The 14,231-nt window shown below is 72.6% G+C and carries 20 protein-coding genes; 13 read left to right on the top strand and 7 right to left on the bottom strand.

The window, feature by feature from the left end; genetic code table 11:
- Positions 1-9 precede the first annotated feature (9 nt).
- From AB0J76_RS47345 to AB0J76_RS47330, 4 genes are all read left to right on the top strand, one after another.
- The gene (locus AB0J76_RS47345) at positions 10-762 is read left to right on the top strand and encodes an NAD(P)H-binding protein (RefSeq protein ID WP_352328029.1); all 753 of its coding nucleotides are present in this window, start codon (positions 10-12) and stop codon (positions 760-762) included.
- 170 nt (positions 763-932) lie between these two features.
- Positions 933-1,895 carry a DUF6461 domain-containing protein gene (locus tag AB0J76_RS47340; RefSeq protein ID WP_352328030.1) on the top strand — a complete coding sequence of 321 codons (963 nt, stop codon included), beginning with the start codon at positions 933-935 and terminating at the stop codon, positions 1,893-1,895.
- Positions 1,896-1,992: 97 nt separating this feature from the next.
- The gene (locus AB0J76_RS47335; RefSeq protein WP_352328031.1) at positions 1,993-2,874 is read left to right on the top strand and encodes an alpha/beta hydrolase; all 882 of its coding nucleotides are present in this window, start codon (positions 1,993-1,995) and stop codon (positions 2,872-2,874) included.
- A 316-nt stretch (positions 2,875-3,190) separates the two neighbouring features.
- The gene (locus AB0J76_RS47330; RefSeq protein WP_364393956.1) at positions 3,191-3,847 is read left to right on the top strand and encodes a hypothetical protein; all 657 of its coding nucleotides are present in this window, start codon (positions 3,191-3,193) and stop codon (positions 3,845-3,847) included.
- A gap of 24 nt (positions 3,848-3,871) precedes the next feature.
- Here the strand turns inward: AB0J76_RS47330 and AB0J76_RS47325 are convergent, their stop codons facing one another.
- On the bottom strand, positions 3,872-4,609 hold the full coding sequence (locus tag AB0J76_RS47325) for a hypothetical protein (protein WP_352328033.1): 738 nt from the start codon (positions 4,607-4,609) through the stop codon (positions 3,872-3,874).
- 185 nt (positions 4,610-4,794) lie between these two features.
- Here AB0J76_RS47325 and AB0J76_RS47320 point away from each other — a divergent pair, with 185 nt between their 5' ends.
- Together AB0J76_RS47320 and AB0J76_RS47315 are read left to right on the top strand one after the other, a co-directional pair.
- Entirely contained in the window at positions 4,795-5,541 is a 747-nt protein-coding gene (locus AB0J76_RS47320; protein ID WP_364393953.1) for a hypothetical protein, read from the top strand.
- Positions 5,542-5,729: 188 nt separating this feature from the next.
- Positions 5,730-5,876 carry a hypothetical protein gene (locus AB0J76_RS47315; RefSeq protein ID WP_352329751.1) on the top strand — a complete coding sequence of 49 codons (147 nt, stop codon included), beginning with the start codon at positions 5,730-5,732 and terminating at the stop codon, positions 5,874-5,876.
- Here the strand turns inward: AB0J76_RS47315 and AB0J76_RS47310 are convergent.
- The gene (locus AB0J76_RS47310; RefSeq protein ID WP_352329749.1) at positions 5,873-6,307 is read right to left on the bottom strand and encodes a DUF3995 domain-containing protein; all 435 of its coding nucleotides are present in this window, start codon (positions 6,305-6,307) and stop codon (positions 5,873-5,875) included. The two genes, AB0J76_RS47315 and AB0J76_RS47310, sit on opposite strands and share 4 nt — an antisense overlap.
- Before the next feature lie 72 nt (positions 6,308-6,379).
- Between AB0J76_RS47310 and AB0J76_RS47305 the strand changes: the two genes are divergently transcribed.
- The 6 genes from AB0J76_RS47305 to AB0J76_RS47280 all read left to right on the top strand — a co-directional run bounded on the left by AB0J76_RS47305 (position 6,380) and on the right by AB0J76_RS47280 (position 9,974).
- A complete protein-coding gene (locus AB0J76_RS47305; protein ID WP_352329747.1) occupies positions 6,380-6,919 on the top strand; it encodes a hypothetical protein in 540 nt (179 codons plus the stop codon).
- Positions 6,916-7,404, top strand: coding sequence for a sigma-70 family RNA polymerase sigma factor (locus tag AB0J76_RS47300; protein ID WP_352329745.1), 489 nt, complete (start codon positions 6,916-6,918; stop codon positions 7,402-7,404). Before AB0J76_RS47305 ends, AB0J76_RS47300 begins: the two co-directional genes overlap by 4 nt.
- 157 nt (positions 7,405-7,561) lie before the next feature.
- The gene (locus tag AB0J76_RS47295; protein WP_352329743.1) at positions 7,562-7,972 is read left to right on the top strand and encodes a DUF2871 domain-containing protein; all 411 of its coding nucleotides are present in this window, start codon (positions 7,562-7,564) and stop codon (positions 7,970-7,972) included.
- Between the two features lie 107 nt (positions 7,973-8,079).
- Complete coding sequence (locus AB0J76_RS47290) at positions 8,080-8,253, top strand: hypothetical protein (protein WP_352329741.1); 174 nt, start codon at positions 8,080-8,082, stop codon at positions 8,251-8,253.
- The gene (locus tag AB0J76_RS47285; protein WP_352329739.1) at positions 8,254-9,348 is read left to right on the top strand and encodes a histidine kinase; all 1,095 of its coding nucleotides are present in this window, start codon (positions 8,254-8,256) and stop codon (positions 9,346-9,348) included.
- A complete protein-coding gene (locus tag AB0J76_RS47280) occupies positions 9,345-9,974 on the top strand; it encodes a response regulator transcription factor (RefSeq protein WP_352329737.1) in 630 nt (209 codons plus the stop codon). The genes AB0J76_RS47285 and AB0J76_RS47280 overlap by 4 nt, the downstream gene beginning before the upstream one ends.
- 21 nt (positions 9,975-9,995) lie before the next feature.
- Here the strand turns inward: AB0J76_RS47280 and AB0J76_RS47275 are convergent, their stop codons facing one another.
- From AB0J76_RS47275 to AB0J76_RS47265, 3 genes are read right to left on the bottom strand one after another with little or no spacing between them, the layout of a single operon-like run.
- Entirely contained in the window at positions 9,996-10,472 is a 477-nt protein-coding gene (locus AB0J76_RS47275) for a hypothetical protein (protein ID WP_352329735.1), read from the bottom strand.
- Entirely contained in the window at positions 10,469-11,989 is a 1,521-nt protein-coding gene (locus tag AB0J76_RS47270) for a HAMP domain-containing sensor histidine kinase (protein WP_364393944.1), read from the bottom strand. The genes AB0J76_RS47275 and AB0J76_RS47270 overlap by 4 nt, the downstream gene beginning before the upstream one ends.
- 8 nt (positions 11,990-11,997) lie before the next feature.
- Positions 11,998-12,672 (bottom strand): response regulator transcription factor, encoded by a 675-nt coding sequence (locus AB0J76_RS47265; protein ID WP_352323310.1) that lies wholly within the window; start codon positions 12,670-12,672, stop codon positions 11,998-12,000.
- Between the two features lie 192 nt (positions 12,673-12,864).
- Here AB0J76_RS47265 and vanY-N point away from each other — a divergent pair, with 192 nt between their 5' ends.
- Positions 12,865-13,437, top strand: coding sequence for a D,D-peptidase/D,D-carboxypeptidase VanY-N (vanY-N, locus tag AB0J76_RS47260; protein ID WP_352323309.1), 573 nt, complete (start codon positions 12,865-12,867; stop codon positions 13,435-13,437).
- 144 nt (positions 13,438-13,581) lie between these two features.
- Here vanY-N and AB0J76_RS47255 read toward each other — a convergent pair whose 3' ends face one another.
- Together AB0J76_RS47255 and AB0J76_RS47250 are read right to left on the bottom strand one after the other, a co-directional pair.
- Positions 13,582-13,758 (bottom strand): hypothetical protein, encoded by a 177-nt coding sequence (locus AB0J76_RS47255; protein ID WP_352323308.1) that lies wholly within the window; start codon positions 13,756-13,758, stop codon positions 13,582-13,584.
- Complete coding sequence (locus tag AB0J76_RS47250) at positions 13,755-14,216, bottom strand: alpha/beta hydrolase (RefSeq protein WP_352323307.1); 462 nt, start codon at positions 14,214-14,216, stop codon at positions 13,755-13,757. Before AB0J76_RS47250 ends, AB0J76_RS47255 begins: the two co-directional genes overlap by 4 nt.
- Between the last annotated feature and the right edge of the window lie 15 nt (positions 14,217-14,231).

Genomic DNA, 14,231 nt, shown 5'->3' with positions numbered 1-14,231 from the left:
GCGCCTGACATGAGCATCACCACGTTCGCGGTGGCCGGGGCGACCGGCCGGCTGGGCCGCCACGTCGTCGACGTGCTGACCGAGAGGGGGCACCGGGTCGTGCCGATGTCCCGCGCCACCGGCGTGGACGTCGTCACCGGTCAGGGCCTGGCCGAGGCGCTGACCGGGGCGCAGGTCGTCATCGACGTCGCCTCCTGGCACTCCTCCGACCAGGAGGCGGCGACGGAGTTCTTCCGTGCCTCGGCCCGCAACCTGCACGAGTACGGCCGCCGGGCCGGGGTCGCGCGGATCGCCGTGGCGTCCGTCATCGGGGCCGACAGGGCCACCGCCGGTTTCCTGGCCGCCAAGAAGGTGCACGAGGAGCTGCTGCCGGCCGGGCCGCTTCCCGTGCGCGTCCTGCGGGCGGCGCAGTTCCACGAGTTCGTGGGCCAGTTGCTGGACTGGCAGCCCGGTGACGTCGCCTACGTCCCGGAGCTGCCCACCCAGCTCGTGGCCTGCCGGGTCGTGGCCGAGGAGCTGGCCGACCTGGCCACCGCCGACGCCGTGGCGGGCACGCCGATCCCCGAGATCGCCGGCCCGCGCAGGGAGACGCTGGCGGAGGCGGCCCGGCTCCTGGGCGCCCGCCGGGGTGTCAAGGTCGTGGGCGTGGACGGCGCGGGCATGCCCGATGCCGCCCTGGCCGCCGCCGGTGCGTTCCTGCCCGGCCCGCACGCCAGGCTCGCCGGCCCGACCTTCCGGGAATGGCTCGACGCCCAGCCCTGATCCGGCTCCGCCCTTGTCCTCGGTGGGCCGCCGGGGACAAGGGTTTGCCCGTGCGGGCGTCCCCGGCGAAGGGCGGCCGCCCGCCGTCTGGACGATCTTCGAAAATTGTCCGTGCCCTGCGCCATGATGGCACCGCTCGTCTCCGCATGAGGGATCTTGAAGGAGCTGTCATGACCGCACAGGAAACGCCCGACTGGTCCGATCTGGGGTGGGACGGCTGGAGGAACCTGCCGCTGGTCCGCGCCAAGCTGGCCGCGGGCGCCGACCCCGACGAGGGCGCGTACTTCTTCGAGCGCCCCCTGCACGTCGCGGCCGAGCGCGGTTCGCCGGAGGTGGTCGCCGAGCTGGCCGGCCGGGTCGCCGACGTCGACGCCGAGTGCGAGGGCCGCACCGCGCTCTGGGAGGCGGTCTTCCGCGACCAGCCGGACAACGCCCGTGCGCTGGTCGCCGCCGGAGCCGACCCGTGGCGGCCGATGATGGGCGGCTGGTCGCCCGGCCGGCTGAGCCTGGCCGGGCCGACGCCCGGCCTGTTCTTCCCGTTCCCGCCCGGCCACGCCCGGCTCACCGAGGCCGAGACGGCGGCCGTGGCGGAGGCCGCGCGCCTGGTCGGCGTCTTGGACGGCCTCGACGGCGACGGCTTCAGCCTGACGTGCGTGCGCGGTGTCGGCGCGGCGGAGGCGGCGCGCCTGCTGGCCGCCGAACCCGCCACGGAGGAGGAGCTCGAAGAGGTCGAGGACGATCCGTCCGACGACGACGCGCTGCGGTTCGTCGGCGTCACCGACGTGCCCGGCGGGTGCGTCGTCTTCCAGGAGTGGGGGTACATGGCCGCCACGCCCGGCGTCATGAAGGCGCTGTCGGCGGGCACGGTCGCCTACGGCATGTACGCCAATCCCAAGAGCGGCAACCAGGGCAGCGTCTACCGCGACGGCGAGGTCGCGGAATGGGACACCCATCCGGGCGGCGGCGACGCCTCCCCGGAGGACTCGCCGGAGGAGATCCTGCGCAAGTACCTGTACGACGGGTGCGCCGAGGCGTACTGCTTCGCCGGCGCGGGGCTGCGCCCGGCCGACGCCCGCTCGCTCACGGAACCGGACATCTACCTGCGGCTGCCCGACGGCGACTACTGGGACTGAGCGTTCTCCTGCCGGGCGCCGGTGCCAGGGTTCTGCCAGCCGGGTGACAGCCCCGGCGGCCAGGCTGCTGTCTCCACCAACGTGAAGGCAGGGCTTGATGGGCGGCGAGAAGTCGATGCGGTGGCAGAGCGCGGACGTGACCTCGAAGGACGGCACGACGATCGCCGTGCTCAGTGCGGGCCGGGGGCCGGGGCTGCTGGTGATCCCCGGGAACAACCGGCGCGCCCACCACTACGGGGCGCTGGCACGGGCACTGTCCGGCGCGCACACCGTGCACGTGATCGAGCGGCGCGGACGCGGCGGCAGCGGCCCGCAGGGCCCGGCGTACGGCGTGGACACCGAGGTCGACGACGCGCTGGCCGTCATGGACCGCACGGGCGCGCGCCTGGTCTTCGGGCACAGCTACGGCGGTCTCGTCGCCCTGCACCTCGGGTTGCGGCGCAGGGTGGCCGCGCTCATGGTCTACGAACCGGGCGTGAGCATCGACGGCTCCTTCCCCGCCCGGTGGCTGCCGGCGTTCGAGCGGCTGCTGGCGGCGGGCAGGCACACCGCGGCGATGGCGGCCTTCCTCAAGGCCACCCGCCTGGTCCCGGTGGGCGACGCGCCGGCTCCGGTGTTCCATGCGCTGGCGTTCCTGATGCTGCGCGGGGCGGAGGGGCGCGACATGCGGGAGATGATGGCGACCACCCCCGCCGAGATCGGCGAGATCGTCCGCCTGGACTCCGACGGCGCCAGATACTCCGGCGTCGGCTCCCCGGCGCTGCTGCTCGGCGGCGACCGGTCCCCCGGCTACCTCACCGGTGTGCCGGCTCGCCTGGCCCGCCTCATGCCCGACGCCCGGCACGAGATCATCGCCGGGCTCGACCACAACGCCCCCGACCTCAACGCCCCCGACGTCATCGCCGAACGGATCCGGGCCTTCACGCGGTCGCGGGGTCACGGGTTCCGGGGGGACGATTTCGCTGAGCGGCGCCCCTGAGCCATGGCATTGCGACAACTGAATCTTGCCGGTCACCGGGAATGCGGTTTCGGTGTGGCGTCGATGAGTGATTCGTGGCAAGTGTAAACATCGTACCGGTCTAGATGCCCTGATCGGCGTGCGAAAAGGCCGCATTCCGGTTCAAGGGTTCGGATGGCGACTACGGGCTGCATTCCGAAAGGAACGGTACATGTTCTCACCCAAAATACGAGCAAATGCCCTCAGCAACCCCACCCGGCCGACGGCACCTCGTCTTGGGCGGACCATGACACGAGCGGCCGTGCGCGGCTCGCTCTCGACGGCCCTCGTCCTGGCCATGACCCCCGCCATGAGCCCGGCCGCGTACGCGGACGGCGACGGGCGGTGCGACCCGCACACCTTCTTCAAAATCCGTTCGCTCTCGCCGAGAAACTTCTTCATTCCCCGCACCCGCTACATTGACGGCCCCGGCGGAACCATCACGGTGACGGTGACCCGCGAATACGAGGTGAGGGCGTTCCGGGAGACGGAGAACGAGCAGCAACTCGTGATCACGACCGGAGATCTGGTGCGCAACCTGCGCAAGATGGGCGTTCCGCATCTCGAAGAGCGGCATATGGTCTTCACCGGCCATGAATACAGCCGGACCATCACTAAAGGGATGTACGGCAATATGTGGTATCGCGTTTTCGGCTACCGCATCGGCTGGTCGGCCTGGTCGGTCCTCGGCACCTGCAAGCAGGTCGAGGTCGGCTCGGGGATAGCCAACGTGCCGGCCAGGGTGGAGGGCTGGCGGTACTGGGAGACCAGGCACCCCAAGTTCAGGGGCCGCATCCTGTCCATCGACGGCGGGAATCCCGACGACGACAAGCGGTCGGGGCCGGCCAGGCGGCAGTGGCAGGGGCCGTCGCTGGCGCCCCTGGCCAGGCCGTCGTTGCCGCGGGAGACCCCCTCGACCGAGCGGACCGAGCGGACCAGGCAGCGCAGACGCTGAGCCCCGGTTCACCGGCCCCCGAGCTCAGGCCTCCAGCGTCGCCTCGGGGACCGGTCGGCGGCGCGGGGCGGCGAGGTCGTGGGCGGAGCGGGCCAGCCAGATCATCATCAGGACGTTGGAGACCACGCCGAGAGCCTCGACCGCGCTTTCCTCGCCGGTGAACGGCAACGTCGCCAGCACCAGGACCAGCGGCGTCACCAGGGCGGCGACGCCGTACGCGACGGTCGCCGTCGCCCAGCGGTCGTCGGAGCCCTGGGCCCGCAGGACCAGCGCCGTCCAGACCAGACCGGCCAGGCCGCAGACCAGCTCCAGCCCCTCCGGGACGGGCCGGCCGAGCAGGTCCAGCACGCCGATGACGGTGTATCCGCCGTACCCCAGCAGCCCGGCGCCGCGCATGTACGGCCGGCCGCGGCCCAGCACCCGCATGAACAGCACCACGAGCACGCACATCACCGCGGAGTCGATCACCGTCGTGTCGGCCCAGATCGACGCGGTGAGGTGCAGCACGAACAGCGAGGCCGCCGCGGCGTACAGCGCCAGGCGCAACCGCAGGAGGTCGGCGTCCTGCGGTGGTGGCGGCCCCGCCGACGGCCCGCGCAGGATCTGCCAGATCCCCCAGGACCACGACAGCCCGGCCAGGACCAGGAGGAACAGGTTCGGCCCGGTGGCCGTGACGCCTTCGGTCACGGCCGAGAACAGGGTCAGCCCCCACAACGGGCCGAGCTCACCGGAGACCAGGGCGACGACGGCGGTGACTGTCACCGCGGCACCGTACAGAACGGTGAGAACCAGGGCGGGCACGGCCGAACGGTGACGACGTAACACAGGGGGCTTCCTGCCGGAGGAGGGGACGAATGCCTCACTCTACAATCGATCATGAGAAGTGACGCCAGACGGCGGGCACGCCGCGCGTCACGATCCCCCCACTGACGAAAGGCGCGAACGTGATGTCCGCCCCCACCACCGGTGACGACTGGGAGTCGTCGCTGTGGCAGGCCTTCGGCGTCCTGCTGGACCACCCGCTGTCCGGCTTCGACGCCGAGGCCGAGTACGCGGCCTGCTACAGCGGCAACTGGCTCGCCGAGACGGGGTTCAACACGGATCCGGCGTGGCTGGAGCCGGCCGCTCTGGCCGGCCGCGCGACGATCTCCAACGAGAACCTGCTGCTGCTCGACGAGGTCGGCTACCCCGAACTGCGGTTCGACCCGAGCCGGTCGCTGTTCGAGATCGACGCCGCGGCGCCGTTCCCGGCCGGCTTCCGGGACGAGCTGGTGGCCGTCAAGCCCGCCGGTTCCGACCGCTGGCCCCAGGTCGGCGGCACCGAACTGGCGCGCCTGACGGCCCGTCACGGGGTCGGCCTGCCGGCGGGGTCCTGGTCCGTGACGAGCGCCGCCATCGCTTCGGACGGCACGCTCCTGGACGCCCTCCGGGTCGCCACCGGCATGGGTGACGGCTTCGACAGCCTGGTGCCCTACGAAGGGGACGACGACCCGGAGACGGCGGCGGCCGTCGCGGCCGTGGAGCACGCCGGGGTCCGGGCGCACCTGCGCGCGTTCTGCGACCCCCGCTCCGACGAGCTGGCCCTGTGCCGTGAGGACATGCGCAGGGCCAGGAACGAGGGCGGCGCGCTGGTGGCCCGGTGGGAGGGCGCCGTGGACCAGTACGAGATCACCGTACGACGAGTCGGCCGCTGACCGACCACCCACCACCCGGTGTCCCCGCCCGGCCGTGGCCGGCCCGCGGGGACCGGCCCCCGCGGGCCGGCCGGTCGGGCCCGGCCGGCGGTGTGGGTCAGCAGCCCGGCCCGGCATCCTGATGGTCGTGGTCCTGCCGCGCTGCTGGGGCTGGGGAAGCCGAAGCGCGGCCCGGGGTGCGGGCCGAGGTGTCCGGGCAGGAGGCCGCTGACCTGCTGTACGGCCTGCTCGGCCCCGAGCTGTGCCTGCTGGTCGTGCACGCCCGCGGCTGGCGGCGCGAGCGCTGGGAGCAATGGGCCTTCCGCACCCTGCGCGCCCAGCTCTGCTCCGGCTAGAGCCGCCGGGAGCCGCGGCGGGAGGCGACGAGGGCCGCCGACGTGGCCATGACCACGCAGAGGGGCGTGTAGAGGAACAGGTTGAGCCAGTAGAACGGGGTCGCGGTGTCCGCGCCGACGCCGGCGATCCACACCAGCCCGGCCGCCGCACGCACGAGGGTCCCGGCGGCGACGGCGGCCGTGACCAGACGGGCGGGCAGGCCGCCGCGGCCGCGCGAGCGGGCGAGCACCGCAACCGCCCCGGTGCCGAGCACGACGACGAGCGGCACCAGCACGCGCGGGGTGAACGGCACCTCGAAGTTCAGCACCGCCAGCGAGAGGGATCTGACGTCGTGGGCGGGCCAGGTGCGGCCGGTCAGCCAGTACAGGTGCGCGGCGGCGTCGGTGAGCAGGACGGAGGCGGTCAGGGCGCCGAGGCGTGAGATGTTCATGTCCGGCAGGAGTCGGCGAAATCCGTAATGGTTCCATGGAACCTTTCGCGCCCCTCCCGCCTCTGGATGGACATGAGCTGGCCTGTTGCCGATCTGGACCCCGTACGCCGCCTGCGCGCGCTGGCCGCGGCCATTCCCGGGGCGTCCGTCGCCGAGCGCGTCATTCCCGCACCCTTCGCGGCGGTCTGGGCCGTGGTGAGCGATCTGGAGAGGGAGTTCGGCACGTTCGAACCCGACATGCGGCATCTCACCGTCGAGTCCGCTGGCCCGGACGAGGGCCGCCTGGTGGCCAGGGCCCGCAGCCGGTACGGCATGCGCGCCCGGTTCGACGTCGACCTGCGGCCGGGCTGGTGCTGGATGCAGAGCCGGTTCCTGCTCGTCGGCCTGGCCGCGACCGCCGTGCCGGAGGGGACGCTGGTCGCGCAGACGGGCGGGGTGCGCGTCCCGGGCCGCGCGGCGCTGGTGCCCTGGGGCGTGCGGGTGGCGGGGGAGAAGGCACTGGCCAGACTCGCCTCCCGGGTCACGGCCGACAACGCAGCCGACGACGCGGGCCGGGACGCGGCCCGGGACGCCGGCGGGGACGCGGGCCGGGACGCTGGGGGCGCGTCATGACAGCCGCCCGGGTGCTCGCCGCCCAGCGGGGCGACACGATGGCCATGAACGACCTGCTCGCCGAGCTGACGCCGTACCTGGGCCGGATCTGCGGGCCCATCGCGTTGGACAGCGGGCCGGACGCCGTGCAGGAGGCGCTGATCGCGATCTTCCGGCATCTGCGCGACCTGCGCGAACCAGAGGCGCTGCTCGGCTGGGCGCGGGCGATAGCCGTGCGCGAGGCGGTCCGGATCGCCCGGCGTGACGGCCGTTCCAGCCCGGCCGAACTGGCCGGCGTGCCCTCGCCGCACGACGTCGAGCGGGCCGTGGACATCCGGGACGTGCTGGAGCGCCTGTCGCCGGAGCATCGGGCGGTGCTGGTGCTGCGCGACCTGGAAGGGGTGCCGGAGGACGTCGCGGCGCGGATGTTGCGGGTCCCGCCGGGCACGGTCAAGTCCCGGCTGCACCGGGCCCGGGCCAGCTTCCGCCGGGCCTGGCAGGGCTGAGAGTCGTCCGGCGGGGCTGTGAACTGTCCGGCAGGGGCTGAGAACCGTCCGCCGAGGCTGTGAACCGTCCGGCAGGGCTGAGAGCAGCCGTCCGGCGGCGGGACGTCGGTGGAATGCCGGTACGAATGGTGCCAAACAACCCTCTAAGGTCTCAACCGTGAAAAAGATCTACCATGCGGCGCACATCTACATGATCGTCGGCGTCGTCAGCGGCCTCTACTATCGCGAGATCACCAAGCTCAACGACTTCACCGGCGACACCCAGCTCGGCGTGGTGCACACCCACCTGCTCGCTCTCGGCATGCTGTTCTTCCTGATCGTGCTGGTGCTGGAGAAGGTGTTCACGTTGAGCGCCGGCGGCAAGCTGTTCACCTGGTTCTTCTGGGTCTACAACGGCGGGCTGGCGCTGACGGTGACGATGATGATCGTGCACGGCACCCAGACGGTGCTCGGCGCCGAGACCAGCCCGGCGATCACCGGGCTCGCCGGGCTGGGGCACATCGTGCTGACGGTCGGGCTGATCCTGTTCTTCGTCAACCTCGGCAAGCGCATCCCCGCCAAGACCTGACCGGAGTCGCGTCCAGCAGGCCCGGCCGGGCCTGCTCGCGGATCTCCACCCGGATCTCCACCGTTCGTAGGTGCGACTCCACCCTGCCCTCTTCCTACCGTCGAGCCATGGAGAAGCTGCTCTGGGTCTTCCAGCGAATCCTGGACTCGAATGGGGGCAAGATGAACGGCAAGGTCATCATCAGTCTGGCAGTCGCCGCCGTCGTGGTGGTCGTGGGGTTCATCGTCTTCCGGCTGCTGATGGTGGAGATGGTGGTCAATCTGAGCAGGGGGTCGCACTAGGTGTGGGAGAACGTCCGCCGGCTGCTGTCGGCGGACGATCCTGAGACGGGGCGGCTGATCCGCTACGTGATCACGCTGCTGCTCGTCCTGACCCTGGCCACGGCGACGCCCGCCACCAAGTCCGTCCTGGTGTGGACGGCGCTGGGCGGGTCGCTCGCCTGCTGGCTGGGGTTCGTCGTGCTCGACCGGCGCGCCCACCGGATGGCCCTGACCCTGCTGGCCGCCGGGACGGTCCTGGCGGCGGTGACCGTCGGGCCCGGCGACACCGAAGGGGTGATCTTCCTCTTCGCCGAGCTGATGCTGTTCGCGGCGCACCTGACGCCGCCCGTCTGGGTGATCCTCGGCGTCGCGGCGGTGGACCTGGCGCTCATGGCCGGCGGCATGGCGCTGCTCGGGCGGACCCCCGCCTCGACGGCGGCGCTGGCCGCCGTGCTGGTGAGCGCGCTGATGTTCGCGCTGCACCGGCGCCAGTACCGGCAGGGCAGCCTCGACCGGGCCAGGGCGGTCGCGCTCGACGAGCGCGCCAGGATCGCCCGCGAACTGCACGACGTGCTGGCCCACTCCCTCGGCGCGCTCCGCGTCCAGCTGGAGGTGGCCGACGTGCTGCTCACCGACAAGGGCGACGTGCAGGGCGCCGCGGAGCGGGTCAGGCGCTCGCTGCGGCTGGCCACCGACGGCCTGATCGAGGCCCGCGCGGCCGTGGCCGCCCTCCGCGAGGACGTCCCGCCGCTGCCCGAGGCCCTGTCGACGCTGGCCGACGCGCACCGCCGCGACCACGGCGCCGAACTCGCGATGCGCACCGCCGGCGTCTCCCGCCCGGTCGCCCCCGCGGTCGAGGTGGGCTTGCTGCGTACGGCACGCGAAGCGCTCACCAACGCCGCCAGGCACGCCCCGGGCGCCCCGGTCTCGCTGACCCTCGCCTACACCGCCACCATGGTCACCCTGACCGTCCGCAACCCGCTCGGCGCGCCGCAGGCGGGCCCGCCAGGGCACGGCCTGACGGGCATGCGGGAGCGGCTGGCCCTGATCGGCGGGACCCTCGACGCGGGCCCGGACGGCGACGACTGGCTGGTGCGAGCGGAGGTGCCCGGATGAGGGTGGTGGTGGTCGACGACCAGCAGATCATGCGCGAGGGCCTGGTGGCGCTCATCTCGCTGATGGACGGCGCCGAGGTGGTGGGCGAGGCCGCCAACGGCGAGGAGGCGCTGCCCCTGGTCGCGGCCGAACGCCCGGACGTCGTGCTGATGGACCTGCGCATGCCGGTCATGGACGGCGTGGAGGCGACCCGGCGCATCACCCGCGACCACCCGGACGTCGCCGTGCTGGTGCTCACCACCTACGACGACGACCGATCGATCACCTCGGCGCTGCTGGCGGGGGCCCGCGGCTACCTCACCAAGGACGCGGGCCGGGCCGAGATCGCCGCGGCGCTGCGCTCGGCCGCCTCGGGCCAGTCGACGTTCGCCGAGCCGGTCTCCAGGCGGCTGGTCCAGGCGCTGGCGCGGCAGGGGCCCGAGCCGGTCACGCACCTGCCGGACGGGCTCACGGCCAGGGAGGTGGAGGTGCTGCGGCTGATCGCCAGGGGGCTGAACAACGGCGAGATCGCGGCCACCCTGGTCATCGCCGAGACGACGGTGAAGACGCACATCAACAACGCCTTCGCCAAGATCGGCGTCCGCAACAGGACAGAGGCGGCGAACTACGTCCGCGACCGCCTCTGAGGAGGTCCCGGACGCCGGCGGTCAGGCCGGGCAGTCGCGGGGGTCCACGCCCGTCCGCGCCCCGGCGACGGCGATGCGGGCAGGGCTGTCCGGCAACGCGGCGGCCGTGCACACGATCTGCTGCACGGCCAGGGAGGACAGGTCACCGCCCGGAGCCGACGGGGTCAGCACCATGCGGCCGCGCGCCTTGACGGTCACCACGAACGGCTCGGCTTCCGGCGGCACCTCGGTGCTGAGCCCGAACGCCCGCTCCTCCGCCGTGGGCCCGGCCGCCAGCAGCGCGAGCCGCTCGGTCCGGAACAGCGGACGGGCGCTCGGCCGGGTCACGGCGCTGAGCCGCCCGTCCTTCACCAGGTAGAGCACGATCGTCGTGGTCAGTGCGACGGACCCCCTCGGCGGCTCGCCGGCGGAGATGGCGTCGCTGGGACGCACGCCGCAGCCCGCGACCAGCGCCACCAGACAGGCGGCGAGCGCGCGGCGGGGGAGTGCGGCCCTCATTCGGCTGCCCCGTCCTGCTCGGGGGCCCTGCGTGGCAGGCGCAGCGTGAAGAGGGCGCCGCCGTCCGGGGCGTTGACGACGGTGAGGTCGCCCCGGTGCAGGCGCGCGTTTTCCAGCGCGATGGCCAGGCCCAGGCCGCTGCCCTCGGATCTGGCCCGGGCCGCGCTGGCCTTGTAGAACCGGTCGAACGCGTGCGGCAGCACCGCCTCGTCCAGGCCCGGCCCGTGGTCGCGGACCTCGACGGTGATCCAGTGCGGGTCGGCGGACAACCGCACCGACACCGGCGGCTCGCCGTGCCGCAGGGCGTTGCCGACCAGGTTGGCGAGGATGACGTCCACGCGGCGCGGGTCCAGCCTCGCCGTCAGCGAGGAGGGCAGCTCGGTGCGCACCGCGTCCGTCCAGCCCCGGACGCGCAGGGTCGCGGGCACCAGCTCGGCCACGTCCACCTCGTTCAGCGACAGCGCCGCGACGCCGGAGTCGAACCTGCTGATCTCGATGAGGTCGTTCACCAGCGCGGTGAGGTTGAGCGTCTCCTGGCTGACCAGCTTGGCCGCCCGGCCGGCGGGCTCGGGCAGCTCGGCCGCCTCGTCGTCGAGGACCTCGGCGACGGCGGCGAGCGCGGCCAGGGGGGTGCGCAGCTCGTGCGAGACGTCGGCCACGAACCGGCGGGCGTCGGCCTCCATCTCACGCAGCTGCATGACGTGCCGTTCCAGCTCCGCGGCGGTGTCGTTGAAGGTCCGCGCCACGTCGGCCAGCTCGTCGGAGCCGCGCACCTCGACCCTGGTCCGCAGCTCGCCCTGGCCCAGCAGGCGGGCCGCCCGGCCGAGCTCGCGCACCGGTCGCAGCACGCTGCGGGTCGCCAGCAACGCCACGATGACCGCGAACGCCATGGCCGCCCCGCCGCTCAGCCAGGCGCGGGTGGCGAGCCAGTCGATGCTGTCCTGTTCGGGCAGCAGGCTGCGGGTGGTGTAGACCTCGATGCCGGACACCCGCCACCGGTCACCCTCGGCGATCAGCAACGGCGCGCCGATGATCAGGAAGGGCCTGCCCCGCCGCACGACCCGTTGCCAGGCCATCTCGCCTTCGGCCACCTTCCGCCGCAGGCTCACGGACAGGGTCTGCGGCCTGAGGTCCTCGGGCTCCAGGGACGGCTCGTTCCCCTCGCCCCTCCCGCCGCCCGGCGGCTGGTTGCCCATCAGGCCCGGCGGCGGCCCGGACGGCGGGCCCGCCTGGGCGTACAGCTCGCGGTAGACGGCGATCGCGTAGTTGTTCCGTTCGGCCATGGTGGCGGCGATCCTGCCGAGCTCCGTCCGGTCCGGAGCCGGGGTGCGCAACGGGAAGAGCGCCTCCATGCGTGCCCTCGTCGCCTGCAGCGCGGCATCCTGGGCCCGCTGCAGGATGTCGGTGCGGGCCTGGACGTAGAGCGCGCCGGTCACCGCCGCCGTGGTGACCACGCACAGCAGCGCGAACGCGAACAACAGCCGGGCGCGCAGCCCCAGGTTCGGCCCGGACGTCACCGCCGGGCTCACACCGGCCCGAACCGGTAACCGAACCCCCGCACCGTCTGCACGTAGACGGGGGAGGCCGAGTCGTCCTCGATCTTGGCGCGCAGCCGCTGCACGCAGGCGTCCACCAGCCGCGAGTCGCCGAAGTACCCGTGCTCCCACACCGAGTCCAGCAGTTGCTGGCGGCTGTGCACCCGGCCCGGCGTGCCGGAGAGCTCCAGCAGCAGGCGCAGCTCGGCCGGGGTGAGCCCGATCGGGGTGCCGCGCTTGGTGACCACCAGCCCGGCCCGATCGATGGTCAGCTCACCGTGCCGCTCCAGTTCCGCCTGGTCGCGGCCGATCCGCCGGAGCACGGCGCGGATGCGCGCTTCGAGCACCCTGGGCTGCACCGGTTTGACCACGTAGTCGTCGGCGCCCGCCTCCAGCCCCGCCACCACGTCGATGTCGTCGCCGCGGGCGGTCAGCATGATGATCGGCACCTCGCCGATGGCCCGGATGCGGCGGCAGACCTCGAACCCGTTCATGCCGGGCAACATCAGATCGAGCACGACGACGTCGGGACGGTCGGCGCGCAGCCGCTCCAGCCCCTCCTCACCGGACTCCACGGCGCCCACCCGATGCCCGTGGCGGGTCAGGGCCAGTTCAAGGCCCTCCCGCACGGCCGGGTCATCCTCGATCAACAACACTCGCGACACGCCGCCGAGTACCACAGCACGCTCCGTAAGCTCGCTCGCCGGTCAACTCCGTCCACTGTGGGCCGGTCATGTCCCCGTCTGGTCAGCGCCCTGTCATCGTTGTGTCACGGTGGTGCCGGGCGTGGTGGCCGTCGACAAACGGTGACATTCGGCAGACGACCCACTCACATTCGGCGCCAATCGTAGTTCGTCATGAACGAACCACGCACCATCCCAGCTCGGCCCCGAGATCGGCTGTTCGCCGTGGTGACGCTGGTGCTCGCGGTGCTCCTGCTGCCGGCGGCGCTCGTCCGCCGCCCCGGCCGGGCCCGCGAGCTGGCCTGCCAGTGGGCGTTACGGATGCGGTTCCCCGCCGAGGACCTCACCGGGCTCACCGACGGCGCCCTGGCGGCGTTCACCGCGGCACGCACCGAGGCGCTCTGGCGTCACGGCCAGCTCCTCGGCCTGACTTCCGGATACCGGGATCCACTCGTGCAGCTCCGGATGTTCGACGAGGAGGTGCGCCGCACCGGCTCCCCGGCCCTGGCGCGCATGCTGGTCCTGCCGCCGACGGAGTCCAACCACGTCAGGGGCATCGCCCTGGACGTGCGTCCGCACGAGGGCGCGCGCTGGCTGGAGGAGCACGGCGCCCGCTACGACCTCTACCGCATGTTCGACAACGAGTGGTGGCACTTCGAGCACCACCCGGAGTACGGCGGCACACCCCCGCGCCGACGGCCCCACCCCGGGGTGGGTCACGCAACGGAGAACTGGCACCAGATGTGATCTACAATGTAAAGGCGCTGGGCAGGTTCACAAACAAAAACCCTTCAAAGGCACGGGCTTCGCCCGTACTCATCGACGAAAACGCCGCGTGATTCGCCCGGAAGACGGCCGCGGCCCGCTTGTTCGTGCTCTGCGCATCAGGCGCTACGGGTGGTCGGCGGCCTCGTTGCGTTCGGGCACGCTTCGTTCGGCGATGTAGGCGGTGTTCTGGCGCAGCACCGTCCGCATCGCGCGGTAGGTGATGCCCTGGACGTCGGCGACGACGTCGTCCGGGAGGTTCACCGGGCGGACGGCCGTGGCGCTGATTCCCTTGCGGATCATCGCCGCCGAACGTCTCGGCCAGATGAGCGGGCCCAATGGGGGGCCAGCAGCGCCCGAAGAATGAACGGCTGCCGGAGGAGCGCGTCCGGGCTCGCGCCGCTGCTGATCAATGAGAGCGAGGCGACGAGGTCGGGGCGTTGCTCGGCGAGGGCGGTGGCGACGTAGCCGCCGCTGGAGTGGCCGGCCACGGCGACGTGACGCAGCCCATGGTTGTCGAGCAGGGCGGCCATCTGGTCCGCCTGGGCGGGCACGTCGTACGACGGCGGGGGCGGGGACTGGCCGCAGCCTGGCAGGTCGACCCGGATGACGTGATGGTGGCGGGCGAGCGCCGGGACCACTGGGGCCCAGAAGCCGCCGGAGGCCCCTGATCCGTGGATGAGCAGCAATGGCGGCGCCTGTCGTGGGCCGTCGTGGACCACGTGTATGCGTTGCGGATGCTCTGTGTCGTTTTCGCTCATGGGGAGACTGTGCAG

The sequence above is a fragment of the Nonomuraea sp. NPDC049624 genome, from assembly GCF_040675255.1.
Classification (GTDB): domain Bacteria; phylum Actinomycetota; class Actinomycetes; order Streptosporangiales; family Streptosporangiaceae; genus Nonomuraea.
Note: the sequence above shows the minus strand (reverse complement) of the source record. Positions and strands in the feature narration are given on the sequence as shown.

Coding starts and splice junctions, on each gene's coding strand:
- AB0J76_RS47345 (WP_352328029.1), top strand. CDS start 10: ATGAGCATCACCACGTTCGCGGTGGCCGGGGCGACCGGCCGGCTGGGC.
- AB0J76_RS47340 (WP_352328030.1), top strand. CDS start 933: ATGACCGCACAGGAAACGCCCGACTGGTCCGATCTGGGGTGGGACGGC.
- AB0J76_RS47335 (WP_352328031.1), top strand. CDS start 1,993: ATGGGCGGCGAGAAGTCGATGCGGTGGCAGAGCGCGGACGTGACCTCG.
- AB0J76_RS47330 (WP_364393956.1), top strand. CDS start 3,191: ATGACCCCCGCCATGAGCCCGGCCGCGTACGCGGACGGCGACGGGCGG.
- AB0J76_RS47320 (WP_364393953.1), top strand. CDS start 4,795: ATGTCCGCCCCCACCACCGGTGACGACTGGGAGTCGTCGCTGTGGCAG.
- AB0J76_RS47310 (WP_352329749.1), bottom strand. CDS start 6,307: ATGAACATCTCACGCCTCGGCGCCCTGACCGCCTCCGTCCTGCTCACC.
- AB0J76_RS47305 (WP_352329747.1), top strand. CDS start 6,380: ATGAGCTGGCCTGTTGCCGATCTGGACCCCGTACGCCGCCTGCGCGCG.
- AB0J76_RS47300 (WP_352329745.1), top strand. CDS start 6,916: ATGACAGCCGCCCGGGTGCTCGCCGCCCAGCGGGGCGACACGATGGCC.
- AB0J76_RS47290 (WP_352329741.1), top strand. CDS start 8,080: ATGGAGAAGCTGCTCTGGGTCTTCCAGCGAATCCTGGACTCGAATGGG.
- AB0J76_RS47280 (WP_352329737.1), top strand. CDS start 9,345: ATGAGGGTGGTGGTGGTCGACGACCAGCAGATCATGCGCGAGGGCCTG.
- AB0J76_RS47275 (WP_352329735.1), bottom strand. CDS start 10,472: ATGAGGGCCGCACTCCCCCGCCGCGCGCTCGCCGCCTGTCTGGTGGCG.
- vanY-N (WP_352323309.1), top strand. CDS start 12,865: ATGAACGAACCACGCACCATCCCAGCTCGGCCCCGAGATCGGCTGTTC.
- AB0J76_RS47255 (WP_352323308.1), bottom strand. CDS start 13,758: ATGATCCGCAAGGGAATCAGCGCCACGGCCGTCCGCCCGGTGAACCTC.
- AB0J76_RS47250 (WP_352323307.1), bottom strand. CDS start 14,216: ATGAGCGAAAACGACACAGAGCATCCGCAACGCATACACGTGGTCCAC.